The 15,845-nt window shown below is 38.4% G+C and carries 17 protein-coding genes and 5 tRNA genes; 17 read left to right on the forward strand and 5 right to left on the reverse strand.

Annotation, left to right across the window (positions count from 1 at the left end; translation table 11 throughout):
- Window positions 1-42: 42 nt before the first annotated feature.
- Window positions 43-294 (reverse strand): DUF2624 domain-containing protein, encoded by a 252-nt coding sequence (locus AC2YJL_RS01855; RefSeq protein ID WP_230933607.1) that lies wholly within the window; start codon window positions 292-294, stop codon window positions 43-45.
- A gap of 273 nt (window positions 295-567) precedes the next feature.
- Between AC2YJL_RS01855 and AC2YJL_RS01860 the strand changes: the two genes are divergently transcribed.
- From AC2YJL_RS01860 to AC2YJL_RS01870, 3 genes are read left to right on the forward strand one after another with little or no spacing between them, the layout of a single operon-like run.
- Window positions 568-1,347, forward strand: coding sequence for a metal ABC transporter ATP-binding protein (locus AC2YJL_RS01860; protein ID WP_230933606.1), 780 nt, complete (start codon window positions 568-570; stop codon window positions 1,345-1,347).
- Window positions 1,344-2,186, forward strand: coding sequence for a metal ABC transporter permease (locus AC2YJL_RS01865; RefSeq protein WP_013059208.1), 843 nt, complete (start codon window positions 1,344-1,346; stop codon window positions 2,184-2,186). The genes AC2YJL_RS01860 and AC2YJL_RS01865 overlap by 4 nt, the downstream gene beginning before the upstream one ends.
- Complete coding sequence (locus tag AC2YJL_RS01870; protein WP_013059207.1) at window positions 2,183-2,596, forward strand: Fur family transcriptional regulator; 414 nt, start codon at window positions 2,183-2,185, stop codon at window positions 2,594-2,596. Before AC2YJL_RS01865 ends, AC2YJL_RS01870 begins: the two co-directional genes overlap by 4 nt.
- A 30-nt stretch (window positions 2,597-2,626) precedes the next feature.
- On the opposite strand, the gene AC2YJL_RS01875 is transcribed toward AC2YJL_RS01870, so the two are convergent.
- A complete protein-coding gene (locus tag AC2YJL_RS01875; RefSeq protein ID WP_251568821.1) occupies window positions 2,627-3,202 on the reverse strand; it encodes a 5' nucleotidase, NT5C type in 576 nt (191 codons plus the stop codon).
- A 259-nt stretch (window positions 3,203-3,461) separates the two neighbouring features.
- On the opposite strand from AC2YJL_RS01875, the gene AC2YJL_RS01880 reads away from it, so the two are divergent.
- Window positions 3,462-3,827, forward strand: a complete 366-nt coding sequence (locus AC2YJL_RS01880) for a G protein-coupled receptor family protein (protein WP_050688510.1) — start codon at window positions 3,462-3,464, stop codon at window positions 3,825-3,827.
- A 37-nt stretch (window positions 3,828-3,864) separates the two neighbouring features.
- Here the strand turns inward: AC2YJL_RS01880 and ispG are convergent, their stop codons facing one another.
- Window positions 3,865-4,968 (reverse strand): flavodoxin-dependent (E)-4-hydroxy-3-methylbut-2-enyl-diphosphate synthase, encoded by a 1,104-nt coding sequence (ispG, locus tag AC2YJL_RS01885; protein WP_201763664.1) that lies wholly within the window; start codon window positions 4,966-4,968, stop codon window positions 3,865-3,867.
- Window positions 4,969-5,119: 151 nt separating this feature from the next.
- Window positions 5,120-5,452, reverse strand: a complete 333-nt coding sequence (locus AC2YJL_RS01890) for a hypothetical protein (RefSeq protein ID WP_195695893.1) — start codon at window positions 5,450-5,452, stop codon at window positions 5,120-5,122.
- Between the two features lie 76 nt (window positions 5,453-5,528).
- Between AC2YJL_RS01890 and AC2YJL_RS01895 the strand changes: the two genes are divergently transcribed.
- Complete coding sequence (locus AC2YJL_RS01895) at window positions 5,529-6,740, forward strand: MFS transporter (protein WP_251568819.1); 1,212 nt, start codon at window positions 5,529-5,531, stop codon at window positions 6,738-6,740.
- A 287-nt stretch (window positions 6,741-7,027) separates the two neighbouring features.
- Here AC2YJL_RS01895 and AC2YJL_RS01900 read toward each other — a convergent pair whose 3' ends face one another.
- Window positions 7,028-7,819: a DUF1189 domain-containing protein gene (locus AC2YJL_RS01900; protein WP_230933604.1), complete on the reverse strand. Its 792-nt coding sequence runs from the start codon at window positions 7,817-7,819 to the stop codon at window positions 7,028-7,030.
- Window positions 7,820-7,933: 114 nt separating this feature from the next.
- Here AC2YJL_RS01900 and AC2YJL_RS01905 point away from each other — a divergent pair, with 114 nt between their 5' ends.
- The 12 genes from AC2YJL_RS01905 to phoU all read left to right on the forward strand — a co-directional run bounded on the left by AC2YJL_RS01905 (window position 7,934) and on the right by phoU (window position 15,775).
- A complete protein-coding gene (locus AC2YJL_RS01905) occupies window positions 7,934-8,065 on the forward strand; it encodes a hypothetical protein (protein ID WP_269067684.1) in 132 nt (43 codons plus the stop codon).
- 85 nt (window positions 8,066-8,150) lie between these two features.
- A complete protein-coding gene (locus AC2YJL_RS01910) occupies window positions 8,151-8,636 on the forward strand; it encodes a DUF456 domain-containing protein (RefSeq protein WP_013059199.1) in 486 nt (161 codons plus the stop codon).
- Between the two features lie 62 nt (window positions 8,637-8,698).
- Window positions 8,699-8,773 (forward strand) — tRNA-Asn (locus tag AC2YJL_RS01915).
- Between the two features lies 1 nt (window position 8,774).
- Window positions 8,775-8,848, forward strand: a tRNA-Met gene (locus tag AC2YJL_RS01920).
- A gap of 40 nt (window positions 8,849-8,888) precedes the next feature.
- Window positions 8,889-8,963, forward strand: a tRNA-Asn gene (locus AC2YJL_RS01925).
- Between the two features lie 3 nt (window positions 8,964-8,966).
- A tRNA-Ile gene (locus AC2YJL_RS01930) sits at window positions 8,967-9,043 on the forward strand.
- Between the two features lie 11 nt (window positions 9,044-9,054).
- A tRNA-Ser gene (locus AC2YJL_RS01935) sits at window positions 9,055-9,147 on the forward strand.
- Between the two features lie 197 nt (window positions 9,148-9,344).
- A complete protein-coding gene (gene sodA / locus AC2YJL_RS01940) occupies window positions 9,345-9,953 on the forward strand; it encodes a superoxide dismutase SodA (protein WP_013059198.1) in 609 nt (202 codons plus the stop codon).
- Window positions 9,954-10,082: 129 nt separating this feature from the next.
- A complete protein-coding gene (locus tag AC2YJL_RS01945) occupies window positions 10,083-11,360 on the forward strand; it encodes an MFS transporter (protein WP_050689133.1) in 1,278 nt (425 codons plus the stop codon).
- Between the two features lie 161 nt (window positions 11,361-11,521).
- Window positions 11,522-13,699, forward strand: a complete 2,178-nt coding sequence (locus tag AC2YJL_RS01950) for a peptidoglycan D,D-transpeptidase FtsI family protein (RefSeq protein ID WP_230933602.1) — start codon at window positions 11,522-11,524, stop codon at window positions 13,697-13,699.
- 596 nt (window positions 13,700-14,295) lie between these two features.
- The gene (gene pstB / locus AC2YJL_RS01955; RefSeq protein ID WP_370506071.1) at window positions 14,296-15,093 is read left to right on the forward strand and encodes a phosphate ABC transporter ATP-binding protein PstB; all 798 of its coding nucleotides are present in this window, start codon (window positions 14,296-14,298) and stop codon (window positions 15,091-15,093) included.
- Window positions 15,094-15,115: 22 nt separating this feature from the next.
- Entirely contained in the window at window positions 15,116-15,775 is a 660-nt protein-coding gene (gene phoU, locus AC2YJL_RS01960; protein WP_013059193.1) for a phosphate signaling complex protein PhoU, read from the forward strand.
- The last annotated feature ends 70 nt before the right edge of the window (window positions 15,776-15,845 follow it).

Here is a 15,845-nt window from a genome sequence, read left to right on the forward strand (position 1 = left end):
TGTTGTTGAAAGAGGTCATGTCTATAGACATGACCTCTTCTTTTACATTAACTGCTGAAATAATTCATTCACTCGTCTGGCAGTTTCACGGTCTGTTACTTGAGCAATTTGTTTGATTAAATTTCGGCGCTCTTCAAGGTTATAAATATTTACGGGCTGCTGTCTAATGACGGATACAAGGGTTTGTGCCTGCTGATCTGTAATGGGGATGTTGTATTGTTTGCTATACTTTAAAAGCTCTTTCGGGGTAATGTTGTTTACTTTCTTATTGACAATCTGCTGTACAATTTTCATATGATTACCTCCTCGTCATATATAGTTTATGAATAAAAAAGAAAGATGTGACTATATTGTGTAATAAAACAACATTTCGAGTCGGATGAACTTACGGAGGCAAGAAAGCGAAGGAGTGAACCGGCTTAGTTTACAAATAAAAGACAATCCTGTATACTACATTAATGACTAAATCGTAATGATTCTGAGAAAGTAAATGGGTAACGGAGTATACGATAGAAACCGTGCCCTCTTTTGTATGGAGAAATATAAAAAAAGAATGGTGAGGCGCATATGAATACACCTGATATCATTGAAATTGATCATTTATCATTTCAATATGATGGAGTGAATGTATTAGAAGATATAAGTTTTTCAATTCCAAAAGGAGCTTTTTTGGGTCTCGTTGGTCCAAATGGTTCTGGGAAATCAACGCTAATCAAATGTTTGCTTGGTTTGCAAAAACCATCTCAAGGGGCAATTCGTTTATTTGGAAAAGATCAGAGAAGGTTTAAAGAACGAAGTAAAATTGGATATGTATCGCAAAAAGCGAATAGTTTCAACAGCGGCTTTCCTGCTACCGTTTTTGAAGTGGTTTCCACGGGTCTTACTTCAAAATTAGGTTTGTTTCGCTTTATGAATGCTTCTCATAAACAAAAAGTGAAAGAAGCGGTAGAAGCAGTGGGGATGAGCGAATTTTTAAATCGAAACATAGGAGAACTATCCGGTGGTCAGCAGCAGCGAATTTTTATTGCGCGCGCGCTTGTAAGCGAACCCGAGCTGTTAATTTTAGATGAGCCAACAGTCGGAGTGGATGCACAAAATGTGTACACCTTTTATGAGCTTCTTGAAAAGTTAAATAAAGAAAAAGGCATTACGCTTGTGCTTGTTACTCACGATATTGGCACTGTCTCAGAAAAAGTAACCCACGTTGCTTGTTTAAATAAATTTCTACACTTTCATGGGGATGCCAAAGAATTCGAACAGCTTTGTGAACATGACGTATCTATGTTTTATGGTCATAATGTTCATGTGTTAACCCATGATCATCATCATGGAGGGCAGCACGTATGATAAGCAGTTTATTTCAATTTGAGTTTTTACGAAATGCATTTTTAACCGGTATGATTATTGGCGTCTTAGCTCCTTTATTGGGCACGTTCATCGTAGTAAGACGTCTTTCTTTAATTGCAGACGCGTTAAGTCATGTAACGCTAGCGGGGATTTCTGCGAGCTTGCTTCTTAGTCAGAAAATAGGGTTTATGCAAGGAGTGAACCCCGTCTATTTAGGGATGGTATCTTCCGTTACAGGCGCTCTTTTTATTGAAAAACTTCGAAGCGTCTACAAGCATTACCAAGAGCTGGCCATTCCGATTATTTTATCGGGCGGAATTGGTATTAGTGCAATTTGTATCTCGCTGGCGGACGGTTTTAATAATGATTTAATGAACTATTTGTTTGGAAGCGTAAGTGCGGTGAGTCGTTCGGATCTTTGGACAGTTGTTGTCATAGCCGTATTTGTTATAGCTATTGTCTTTTTCTTATATAAAGAATTGTTTATTTTATCTTTTGACGAGGAGCACGCTTCTGCTTCTGGGATTAAATCGAAGTGGATGCACTTTTTATTTATTGTGATGGTTGCTCTTGTCATTGCTGTATCGATGCGTATCGTCGGTATCTTATTAGTGTCATCTCTTATGACTCTTCCTGTAGCAGCAAGCATTCGCTTAGCTAGAGGCTTTAAACAAACGATTTTGCTTTCGGTGATTTTTGGTGAAATATCTGTTTTAGGCGGATTATTTTCAGCGTACTACTTGGATTTAGCGCCAGGCGGTACAATTGTTGTCATTGCTGTTGTTATTTTAATCATATCTATTATGATTAATAAAGGACGGAAGGGGAAACAAAAATGAATTTAACTGAAGCCATTCATTTATTAAAAGATCAAGGATATAAACATACAGGAAAGCGTGAAGAAATGCTTGCCCTGTTTTCAAAATCAAATAAGTACTTAACGGCAAAAGATGTATTAGAATACATGAAGCCTGATTATCCTGGTCTGAGTTTTGATACAATTTACCGTAATTTATCATTGTTTGTGGAGTTAGGCGTACTTGAAATGACGGAGCTTTCGAGCGAAAAGCACTTTCGATTTAAATGTGCGACCGCCCATCATCATCACCACTTCATTTGTTTAGATTGTGGGAAAACAAAAGAAATTGAAGCTTGTCCGATGGAGTATGTAGACGAGGATTTGCGAGGGTACAATATTACAGGCCATAAATTTGAAATTTACGGTCAATGTATAGAATGTAATCAATAAAAAAGAGAGGGCGTTATGCACCTCTCTTTTTTATTTTTGCTGTTCTTTTAACCAGCTGGCTACCCACTGATCTGCTTCTAGCCAATTGTATACGCGAACCACTCCTTTTGGAACAGGTAAGCGATTATAAGGAGTATCAAATAAGATAACAGGGATATTGCATTCTTCACTGATTTCACAAGCATTATCATGTTTGTCTTCAAAAAAGATATCAACATTATATCGTTTTGCTGTCTCAACTTTAAAATGAGAACCGACTAACTCAATGTGATGAAACGATAGTTCATTTTTTTGAAACCATTCTTCCGTGACGTCCAATAGCTTATCGTGCCTTGCACTAATAAAGAATAATTCGTGCTTTTGATGCCATTTTTGCAAAACCGCTTTTGCATCGTCTGCAAGTGGAGAGGTTTCGTAAATAGAGCGTTCATTTGCTTTAAACCATTTCCCGAGTTCTGCAGGTGATACATTTACAAAAGGGCTGAAATCATATTCTGTAATGTCTTCAAGTGTTAAATTTAAGTTAAAGGCTTTATTTAAATGAGGAACAAAAGTTTCAGGAGAAGTAACAGTTCCATCAATGTCAATTCCAAACTTTTTCGTCAACTACGTGCACTCCTTTAATACGTTTATTCTATCTAGGTGCTTGATTATTCTTGTCTAGTGTAACATAAAGCCCAAAGAGAAACAGTAATACTTTTTATATGCCTTTGACAAAACGTAATGATCACTGCACGGCCTGGTGATTGCGTCTGTACCTATTTCTTATAAGAGAATGAGTAGCTGTATAAGATTGACACTTATAATTTTTTCTCGCATTCAGATACTATAAATGCTCCTTATTTACGAAAGCGAGGGATTAAGCATGGAGAATGAAGAACAAAGGCGTAGAAAAGATGTATATGAAGCTGATTTCATGGAAGAAACTGCAGCTGAAGTGGGCGTTCCTTACCGAGTAGGAGAGCCTCATGCAGAGCGTGAAGTTATAGATATTGATCGCGATCGCAATCATGAAGTCGCTGGACGAGGAGAAGGAACGGGATACGGTCGTTTCGCACTCGTGCTTTCGATTCTTTCACTATTCTTTTTACCAATTATTCTTGGTGCCGCTGGGATTATTCTAGGGTTTATCGCACGCCGAAAAGGAGCACTTACGCTAGGAGCATGGGCAATAGGGATCGGAGTTGTATCGATTATTGTCGGTACGTTTATATTACCGTTCTTTTCATAAAAAAAAGCGAGGCGCATATGCGCCTCGCTTTTTTTAGTTATGATTTAGCCGCAGCTTTTTCAGCTTCTTGCTTTGCGTGATATTCAGCAGCAATTTTATCAATTTCTTTTTTTAGTTCCTCAACCATTGTTTCTTCAGGAACTTTGCGTACGATTTCACCTTTGCGGAATAGCAGACCTTCACCGCGTGCTCCCGCAATCCCGATATCAGCTTCACGAGCTTCACCAGGACCGTTTACAGCGCAGCCAAGTACCGCTACTTTAATCGGTGCTTTTACAGTTGAAATATACTCTTCAACTTCATTAGCAATGCTGATTAAATCAATTTCAATACGTCCGCAAGTTGGGCAAGAAATAAGAGTGGCAGCATTGGAAGCTAAACCGAATGATTTTAGCAATTCGCGCGCAACTTTTACTTCTTCTACAGGATCCGCACTTAAAGAAATACGTAATGTATTTCCGATTCCTTTAGATAAAATAGCGCCAAGACCTGCTGCACTTTTTACAGTTCCTGCAAATAATGTACCCGATTCTGTAATTCCTAAGTGAAGAGGGTAGTCAAATGCTTGAGCAGCTTTTTCATAAGCTTCAATTGCTAAGTTAACATCCGATGCTTTCATTGAAACGATGATGTCATGGAAATCAAGGTCTTCTAAAATTTTAATGTGATGAAGTGCACTTTCTACCATGCCATCTGCTGTCGGATAGCCGTATTTATCTAAAATACGTTTTTCAAGTGAACCAGCGTTAACTCCAATACGAATTGGAATATTTTTAGCTTTTGCAGCATTTACAACAGCTTCCACTTTTTCACGGCGACCGATATTACCAGGGTTGATACGGATTTTATCCGCTCCGCCTTCAATTGCTTTTAATGCTAAGCGGTAGTCAAAATGAATATCCACAACTAATGGAATGTTAATGCGTTTTTTGATTTCAGGGATTGCATCTGCTGCGCGCTCGTCTGGACAAGCAACACGAACAACTTGGCATCCTGCTTCTTCTAAACGTTTAATTTCTGCAACCGTTGCTTCAACATCATGTGTCTTAGTGGTTGTCATACTTTGAATAACTAACTCGTTGCTGCCTCCGATTGTTAAATCTCCAACTTTAACCGGGCGTGTTTTTGTACGATGTATAATTTCACTCACGTGATAATCTCTCCTTCAAAATGAAATCAAGAATTTGAATTCATTAATAGAATAACTCTTTATGAACAAAATAACTAGTAGAAAGTACTACCTTAGCTATTTTAACAATGACTATCCCATCTTGACAAGAAGAATGCTGTCATTACTTGTAAATAGGGAACTTATACGTTTTTCCAATTTGAATATCCTCAGGCGCTGTACCGTTATTTAACTTTTTGAAGTCTCTAATCATTTGGTTCATAGAAACCGGTATCGATTTTTTTGTAAGCTCCTCAATGACGGACAAAACTGTATCGCCTGGCTTAATTTTTATTTTTGTATAGGTGGAAGAAGAGCTGGCGGCTTTTGTTTCTGCAGGCTGCGCTTTGCTGACTTGAACTGCTTCAGTAGCAGTGGGAATGGTCCCGTATTTAATGTCGTAGTGACAAATATATCCGATAAAAGCGAAAGCGGCTAATGCACATAGCTTTTTCATTATGCTCCTCCTTCATTCTTTTGCTTATGTGTAAAGCCTATGCTTGTCTTACTTAAATATGATTGGAGAACGAAAATTGAAAGAAAAATTAATGATTGTTTCATTAGGCTTATTGCCTTTAATCATGGTGCTGGGAAATTCCATGCTCATTCCTCTGCTGCCAAGCATTCAAAAGTCACTTCACTTAAGCGGAGTTAAAACCAGTTTGATACTGAGTGCATTTTCGATTCCAGCCGCATTGTGTATTCCTGCTGTAGGGATTTTATCAGACCGGTATGGGCGTAAAAAGTTAATCATATATTCACTCGTCATGATGATAATAGGTAGTGTCATCGCTGCTAGTAGTGCTTCATTCTCTTCTGGAAGCTTTACTGTGTTGATGGCAGGCAGAGTCATTCAAGGGATTGGAGCTGCAGGTACTACAACGTTGGCAATGGCATTAACTGGAGATGTATTTACAGGGGAAAAAAGAGCAAAAGTCCTCGGGATTTTAGAAGTGTATAACGGAGTTGGAAAAGTGGTTGCGCCGATAATTGGAGCATCGGCAGCACTCGTCGTATGGTATGCCGCGTTTTTTGTCTATCCTTTAGCTGCAGGTGCTGCTTTAGTAGGTATATTAATGTATGTGAGAGAAGGGAAAACAGGTTCGGATTCAGTATCTGTTCAAGAATATTTAAAGAGAGCCATTGGGATTGTCTATGATAAAAGAAAATCGCTTTTTCCTTTATTCTTTGTCGGGGGATTGGGGTTGTTTTTATTATTTGGCATTTTATATTACTTATCTTTTCTAATAGAGGAAACGTATCATATAGACGGTTTTTTTAAAGGAACCGCTTTTTTATTTCCTCTTGGTGCGATGACGCTCGTTTCTTATTGGACCGGGCAACGCATCAAAACAGATGTAGAGCTCATGAAAAAATTAATGATAGTAGGGATAACTCTTTTATTCCTGATGTTTGGAGTATTAACGATTATTTATACGCTTCCTGTGCTGATGTTTTGTTTGACAGTCGCCTTTGGCGGCTTAGGATTTGTTCTTCCGTGTATTAATATGATGATTACTTCAGCGGCTTCAGACGAAGAAAGAGGGTTTATTGTATCCATTTATGGAACGGTGAGATTTTTAGGGGTAGCGTTGGGACCTGTTGTTTTTGAAGTATGGATGCATACTGAAAGGCTGATGTTTGTTTACAGCTTTATTCTGCTCACAGCAGGAGGTTTGTGGGTTTTGTATCAGTTGAAAATTCTTCCTTGTGCAATGGGAAGAAGAAAAGTTGTACCGAAATAAAGAGGCTGAGACTTAACTACATCACGCCAATCCAAAGGCGAGCAAATGAAATAAATGATTTAGTATGGATCGTTGTTGATATCGCTGTTGATTTCTGTGCCAGACGTCGCTTTCCACGGGCGGTGATCTTCCTCGTCGCATACGCTCCTGCTGGGTCTTACCTGTTCCGTTTCCCCCTCAGGAGCCTGTGGTTTTTTCAAAAATCACCATATATAAGCAGCCGCATACATGAAAACTGCGTTCACCATATCAATAAAAAAATCCGATCGAGTTGGATTTTCTATCAACTAAAATACGTGGGTCCCAGCATCTTTATTAGGTTTTACCTTTTTTCTTATAGGAACCCTTGTGACGAGCAACAAGTAAATAAAGAATGTTCCTATCCAGTAAAGAGAGCTATGTGTTGCTAGAGACAAAGAAAAAGCTTCAAAAAGCGTATACAGCAGCGTGAAGGCTACCGTACTATAAGCGCTCAGTGCCCATAGCTGCTTGAAAGGAAGCTGCTTTTTAGCAATGAGTCCAATCAGTTTTCCAAGATAAGCAAGGCAGGTAATAGAAAGGAAGTTTAGTCCAGATGTTAATACGTACAGTAAAAGCATAGCGATAGGGACAAGTATGTATAAAGAAAATTTTTGTTCGTGCAGCAAGTTTAGCAGTTCATTTTTATCTTTATGATGCCAGTTTAGCAACTCATATGAATAAGTTTGTGTTTGTGAATTAGTCGTGATGTAAATTCCATCCTTTAAAAAACCAATGGCATGAGCAGGGGAATGAAACCGTTCAATAGACTGTGAGGGGTTTAAGATAAAAGCGGTACCGTTTACTTTTTTTGTGAAAGGTTGACTTGACGTAAGCTGTGAGTTTGAAATAGAAAAAGAAGAAACAGATTTCGGAAGATCTGTAGTAGCGATATGATAGCCGTTTACAATCGTCAAAGTCATAAAGAAAAATGTAGGCAGCAAAGAAATAAATGTTAAAAACAGCACAAAGCCAATTGTTTTATTCGTATGCTCAAAACGAAGCGACCTTATTTTTTTGAAGGAAGTAAAACTCCATGCCATCTTTTTCAGCATGCTCATTGTAAAGCCTCCTTTTAGTGAAGATTCTAATTATATCTTATTTTATAGCGAAAATTTAAGGTTTACAATAGATTTTAGAAACCGTTACCAATTACAATGATGCGGTGGAGCGTTTTGTCACAAGCACATCTTATGCGTGTATGTACAGGTTTTGCCGTCATTGTTTTTGGGGATATTACGGGCAGCTGGACGGTGCTGTTAATATTGCAGAGGTACACTCGAAAATCGTATTTGAAAGTAAAATAAAGGAAGGTCTAGTGGTGCAAGGTCTTTCTTTATAGGAGTGGTTATTGTATGATAAATAGTAATAATAAAAAGGATAGGTGCAGGCATGGCTATTTTATGTTGGGCATTAATTATCATTAGCTTTGTTGTATCGTTTGTTGGGTTGGTTTATCCCATCATTCCAAGCGTGCTATTTGTAGCTCTAGGATTTGTTATATACGGTTTATTTTATGATTTTAGCTCCTATAGCTGGTTATTTTGGGTGATACAAGGATTGTTAGTTGTCGCACTTTTTTTAGCAGACTATATAGCTAATATTATTGGTGTGAAAAAATTCGGAGGCACTAAAGCAGGTGTTTGGGGAAGTACAGTTGGGCTGCTTGTGGGTCCGTTTGTTATTCCGGGATTTGGAATTATTTTAGGTCCGTTTATCGGAGCGATTGTAGGAGAACTGATTGTTCATCGGACCACAATTAGTAACGCAGTAAAAATTGGAGTAGGTTCGGTTATTGGCTTTTTTAGTGGCGCTATTTCAAAAGGATTTATTCAACTTCTGATGATTGCCTATTTTTTATACGCTGTTTTAAAATAATATATTGACTTTAGGCTAGAAACATGTTAAATTTTTAATGTCGCTAGTAAATGTTATATTGTTCCACAGTAGCTCAGTGGTAGAGCTATCGGCTGTTAACCGATCGGTCGTAGGTTCGAGTCCTACCTGTGGAGCCATGGCGGTGTAGCTCAGCTGGCTAGAGCGTACGGTTCATACCCGTGAGGTCGGGGGTTCGATCCCCTCCGCCGCTATTTTCCAATTTACGTTTGTGACATACATAACTCATATTGTTCCACAGTAGCTCAGTGGTAGAGCTATCGGCTGTTAACCGATCGGTCGTAGGTTCGAGTCCTACCTGTGGAGCCATGTGGACCCTTAGCTCAGCTGGTTAGAGCAGACGGCTCATAACCGTCCGGTCGCAGGTTCGAGTCCTGCAGGGTCCACCATTTATAGGGTTGGAGGAATACCCAAGTCCGGCTGAAGGGATCGGTCTTGAAAACCGACAGGGGTGTTAAAGCCCGCGGGGGTTCGAATCCCTCTTCCTCCGCCATACTATTGTCTATTCAAAGCTTCTTTTGAGAAAAAGAAGCTTTTTTTATGTTTAAAAGAATAGCGAATGGGAATTAGGTAAATATAAATCATGGATTAGGAACTTTTTATTTGAAACAGTAGGGTAAATTTGCTAATCTAAACGTATATGGTGCTTTTGCGCCAAAATGCTTACATATTTTGAAGGAGGAATTATTCATGGCTTACAAATTACCAGAACTACCTTATGCATACGATGCACTGGAACCACATATCGACAAAGAAACAATGAATATTCACCACACAAAACATCACAACACATATGTTACAAATCTAAACGCTGCTGTTGAAGGCAAAGCGGATCTAGAAAGCAAAAGTATTGAAGAGTTAATTTCAAACTTAGATGCTGTTCCTGAAGATATCCGTACAGCAGTACGCAATAACGGCGGCGGTCATGCGAACCACTCATTATTTTGGACAATCCTTTGCCCTAACGGCGGCGGTGCTCCAACTGGTGAATTAGCAGACGCTATCGCTAGCAAATTCGGAAGCTTTGATCAATTCAAAGAAGAATTTGCAAATGCAGCTAAAACTCGCTTCGGTTCTGGCTGGGCTTGGTTAGTTGTAAACAACGGCGAATTAGAAGTAACAAGCACACCAAACCAAGATAGCCCATTAATGGAAGGCAAAACGCCAATTCTTGGTCTAGACGTTTGGGAGCATGCTTACTACCTAAATTACCAAAACCGCCGTCCAGATTACATTTCAGCATTCTTTAATGTTGTAAAATGGGACGAAGTTGCTAAACGTTACGACGCTGCAAAATAAGCTGAAGACGTATTTAAGAGCCAGTAAAGTAATTATTACCTTTACTGGCTTTTTTGTTTTCCAATTCTTTTACATATCTCCTTTTCTTTTTCACACACTAGGTGTAGAAGAGAAAAGGAGTTTTTTGATATGCCTTTATTAAAAAAAGTAGTTGGAGATGTAGAAGTTAGTAAAGATTTACTTTTGCTTTTAATTATAGGCGGTCTTTATGCCTTGGCTATTTCAATTTCCAATTCGTTTGTTAACATTTATCTGTGGAAACAATCAGGCGAATTTTCGGATCTCGCTATTTATAATTTAGCGGTAGTGGTGCTTCAGCCGCTTACGTTTATTTTAGCAGGTAAATGGGCCAAACGAATTGACCGGGTTGTGGTTTTAAGGTTAGGTGTATCTTTTTTAGCTGTTTTTTATATCGCTGTATTAATCAGTGGAGCTAACGCAGCGGAGTATTTAGTATTGCTTGGTGGACTGCTGGGTATAGGATACGGCTTTTATTGGCTAGCTTTTAATGTGCTAACTTTTGAAATTACAGAACCTGATACAAGAGACTTTTTTAACGGATTTTTAGGGATTTTAAACTCTTTTGCAGGGATGATTGGTCCTTTAGGAGCGGGCTTCGTTATCTCCGCTTTGTATGAATCACTTGGGTATAAAATTGTGTTTGGTGTATCGTTGCTATTGTTTATCGGTGCCGTTGTGCTTAGTTTTTTTATTACAAGACGCGCAGCGGAAGGAGTATACAAATTTAAAGAAGTATGGGCTGAACGAAAAGTCAATAAAGACTGGAATCGAATATTGCAGGCTCATTTCTTTCAAGGGTTGCGTGAAGGTACGTTCATTTTTGTTGTATCCGTCATGGTGTTTATTACGACGGGAAGTGAATTAGCTTTAGGAACATATGGACTGGTGAATTCAGCGGTTGCGTTTGTAGGATACTATGTTGCCTCAAGGTTTATTAAGCAAAAAAATCGCCTTCGGTTTATCTTCACAGGAGGCCTCCTTCTCTATGGAGCAGTCTTTTTGCTTATCTTTAACTTATCGTATCCAAAGTTAATTATATATGCTGTTTGTATTGCCATTGCCTATCCTATTTTGTTGGTTCCATTTATTTCTCTAACATACGATGTGATTGGACGAGCAAAAGACGTTGTTTCAAAAAGAATTGAATACATTGTTGTCAGAGAAGTATTTCTGAATATCGGGCGCGTCGTTTCCATATCTTTATTTTTAATAGCTGTACTATTTTTTGATGAAGCAAAAAGTATTCCCATTTTATTAGCTATTGTTGGAGCAGGGCATACGATCATTTATTTTTGTGTGAGACATATCTCACAGCCTCTTCACAAAAAAGAAACGACTGTTACGCCTCCGGTATTAAATGAAGGAGACGGAGAGTCTCCAGCTTAGAGTGTTGTCAGCTCCTTCATTTGTACTATGGAAAATGCTGCGCTTTTCTTTTAGAATAAATACGTTGTGTAAATAGGCACCTGCCAGGTGTCTATTTATTTGCTAAATGGCTGATTTTATGGTGTTATGGTATATATGTTTTATAAAGTGTAGGTGTTGGTATGAAAAAGAAAAAAAGAAGAAAAAGTCACGTGCCTTTTCGTGTGAACTTACTTTTCTTGACCGTATTTGCCCTATTTTCCGTATTAATTTTGCGGTTGGGACTTGTTCAAATTGTATACGGTGAGAATTACGAACGAGAAGTCGAAAAAACACAGGACGTTACGGTCAGTACGCCTGTTCCTCGAGGGAAAATGTACGACCGTTATAACCGCGTAATTGTAGATAATACCTCTTTAAATACGATTACATATACTCGTTTTCAAGGAAATACAGCTGAAGAAAGGCTGCGCATCGCTAAAAAATTAGCCACTATGATCGATGTTCCTTACACCACAAATGTGATTGATATTCCAGAAAATAAAAAGAATAAAGATGCTAAAAATGTGGTAAAAATTACAGAACGCGATATGAAGGATTATTGGATTATGCTTCATCCTAAAGAAGCGGAACAGAAAATTACGCAAGCTGATCGCAAAAAAGTTCAAGATGGTGAAATGACTGATGACGAACTGTATCAACGTCAGTTAGACCGCATCTCTAAAAAAGATTTAGAAACTCTAAAGAGTGATTTAGAAGTTCTGGCTATTAAGCGCCAAATGGAGGCAGGTTACTCTAACACCCCGCAAATTGTTAAGAGCGGTGTGACAAATGAAGAGTATGCCGTTGTAAGTGAGCACTTAGATGAGCTTCCAGGTGTTGATACAACAACGTATTGGGATCGCTCATACCCAGAAAACAGTACTCTCCGTACTTTGCTTGGAAATGTATCATCTGCCAACGAAGGACTGCCTAAAGATAAAGTACAGTATTACTTGTCAAGAGGCTATAGCCGAAATGACCAAGTTGGGACGAGCTATTTAGAGAAGCAATACGAAGCTCAGCTCAGCGGTCAAAAAGAAAAAGTTCAATATGTAACAGATAAAAAAGGAAATCTCCTTGATACAATTCAAGTGTCTAAAGGTGAACGCGGCAGTGATTTGGTTTTAACTATTGATATGGAGCTTCAAAAAGCGGTAGAAAAACAAATTACGGACCAGCTTTTAGCCAAAAAGCAAATGAAAGGAACGCAATTTTTAGACCGTGCTTTTGTTATTATGATGGATCCTCACACAGGAGAAATTTTAACAATGGCAGGTAAAAAATACACCATTGATAAGAAGACTGGAGCGCCTAAAATAGAAGATTTTGCATTAGGAAATATTTCAACATCTTATACAATGGGCTCTGTTGTAAAAGGAGCAACGGTTTTAGCCGGCTTAGATTCAGGAGCTATTAAGCCAAACACAGTGTTCGTTGATGAACCCTTAAAAATTAAAGGAACACCGGTTAAAAAATCAGCTGAGGCTGAAGGGCTAGGACCCTTAACGTATTCAGCTGCGTTAAAATATTCATCCAACGTATTTATGTTTAAAACGGTAATGGCTATGGCTGGGTTACAGTATCATAAAAACATGACTTTACCGATTAAACCTGATACATTCAGCGAACTGCGTTCTTACTACAGTCAGTTCGGCTTAGGCGTATCAACAGGCATAGACCTTGATAACGAATCAACAGGTGTCCAAGGCGGAAGCGATGTTCCAGGTACGGCGCTTGATTTAGGAATTGGTCAGTATGATACGTACACGCCGCTGCAGCTTGTTCAATATACTTCTGCAATAGCTAATGGAGGGTATCGCATTAAGCCGCAGCTAGTAAAAGAAATCCGAAAACCAACGATTAAAACCGATGAAATTGGCGGTACGCAGCATTCATTTGAACCTGATGTGTTAAATCGTATCACGATGAAAGAAGAATACATTAAAGATGTTCAAAATGGTTTTAAACGCGTTACGCAAGAACAAGGCGGTACAGGGTATGCAGCTTTCCATACAGCGAACTATAATCCTGCTGGTAAATCAGGAACGGCACAAGCCTATGAGAAAAACCCAAGCGGAAAGGACCCGATTAAAGTTAATAATTCAAACTTTGTGGCCTTTGCTCCGGCGAATGATCCTGAAATTGCAGTAGCTGTCGTGGTACCATCGGCATTTGTGCCAAGTGCACCAAATACCATTACAAAAGAGCTTGCTCGTTCTGCGCTCGATACGTATTTTGATTTAAAGAAAAAAGGTGAACAAGAAGTAAAAGACCAAGAAGAGAATCAACAGGCTGTCATTGCAAACGACGCCAATTAAAGAGGCTGGAATAAAAGTATATTAGTTAAAGTAAGATCCGAACGAAGTTGATTAAGAATCAGCTTCGTTCGGATTTTTTTATTGGTAGAGTGAACGTAGATTTCGTGTAGATAGGCCCTTTTAGCGGTTGATTGGAGAGCAAGGTGAAGACTCCTCCAGGAAAAGCGAAGCCTTTCACAAAAATCAACAGCGGGGTCGGAAGTGGTTCTTACTAGCTTATTTATCCAATTTACCCATCTTTAGATTGAATTAATTTAGTTATGTCTTTACCTCTTCTTTTTTTTATTAGAAATCTTTACATATATGGTTTTTTATTGAATTTAAGGGTCGTAAGAACTAGTTTTTTACCTAAAAAACACACAGATAGACCTTCGTTTACAAAAGCTTTACATTGAGTTAAAACACAATTAATAGTCGGCTATTATTCTGTAAGTGTAAGGGTTAATAGAAATGATCAAAATAAGGGGAAGCGTTTCGGCTTCTCGTATTTATTTACACTGATAGTAAACAATAGATATTAAATAGACATAGAGAGACTTTTATTGTGCTCAAAACGGTTAAAGACGATGAAGGAGGATTATCCAATGGCAATAACAATGGAATTGACTAACAAAGAAAAAGTAAATACTCCGCAAACAAAAGAAATTGTATATAAAACAAAAGGTTTGAATTTATGGTATGGCAACACACATGCCTTAAAAAATATTGATTTAGACATTCATGCTAACGAAGTTACTGCGATCATCGGTCCATCAGGCTGCGGAAAATCAACATATATTAAAACGTTAAATCGTATGGTAGAAATGACTCCAATTGTCCGTACATCAGGTGAAATTGAGTATAGAGGGAAAAATATTTTTGATAAATCGTACCACGTGGAAGAGCTGCGCACGCAAGTAGGAATGGTTTTTCAAAAGCCAAATCCGTTCCCAAAATCTATTTATGATAATATTGCGTACGGCCCAAGAATTCATGGCGTTCGCAATAAGAAAAAACTAGATGAAATTGTTGAAAAAAGTTTACGAGGAGCAGCTATTTGGGACGAAGTTAAAGATCGTTTGAATCAAAATGCGAATGGGTTGTCAGGTGGACAACAGCAGCGTATCTGTATTGCGCGCTGCTTGGCTATTGAACCCGACGTTATTTTAATGGATGAGCCTACTTCTGCACTCGATCCAATTTCAACATTAAAAGTAGAAGAGTTAGTACAAGAATTAAAGAAAGACTTCAGCATTATTATTGTTACACATAATATGCAGCAAGCGGCACGTATTTCAGATAAAACAGCATTTTTCTTAAATGGAGAAGTGGTAGAGTACGCAGAAACAGATAAAATCTTCTCAATGCCATCTGATAAACGCACAGAAGATTATATTACAGGTCGTTTCGGTTAAGACATACAAGGAGATGGGATGAGTGGTTGTACGCGAAAAGTTTCATGGTGATTTAAAGATATTACGTGAAAAATTATTAGAAATAGGGCGTTTAACGCATGAGGCGCTATCAAAATCAATTGAAGCGTTGCAAACAAGCAACGTTGAGCTGGCGCTAGAAATTATCGACGGCGATTCATACGTGGATGACTTAGAAGAAGAAATTAATGACCTAGCTATCTTACTGATTGCAAAGCAGCAGCCCGTGGCTATCGATTTAAGACGTATCATTGTGGCAATTAAAATTGCTTCGGATGTTGAGCGTATGGCAGATTTTGCGGTTAACGTAGCAAAATCAGCTATACGAATTGGAAACGAAGAATTAATTAAGCCGTTAGAACACGTAAAGAAAATGCACGATATTTCGATTGAAATGTTGAGCCTTTCGTTAAAAGCTTATCACGAGGAAGATCTTGTGCTGGCTAAAAAAGTAGCGGAAATGGACGATCAAGTGGATGAGCTCTACGGAATAACAATCAAAGAACTTTTAAGTCTTGCTAAAGAAAAGCAGGAGGCTATGAACCAAATTACGCAGCTTTTATTTGTAGCCCGCTATTTAGAGCGTATGGCTGATCATACCACTAACGTAGCAGAAAGCGTATTTTACCTTGTAAAAGGCAAACGCTACGACTTAAACGAATAGTAGAAAAACCTCTTCTAATAAGCGAAGAGGTTTTTTTGTTAGTAAATTATAATTACTATGTTAACCTGAA

This window comes from Priestia sp. SRI_019 (assembly GCF_057586255.1).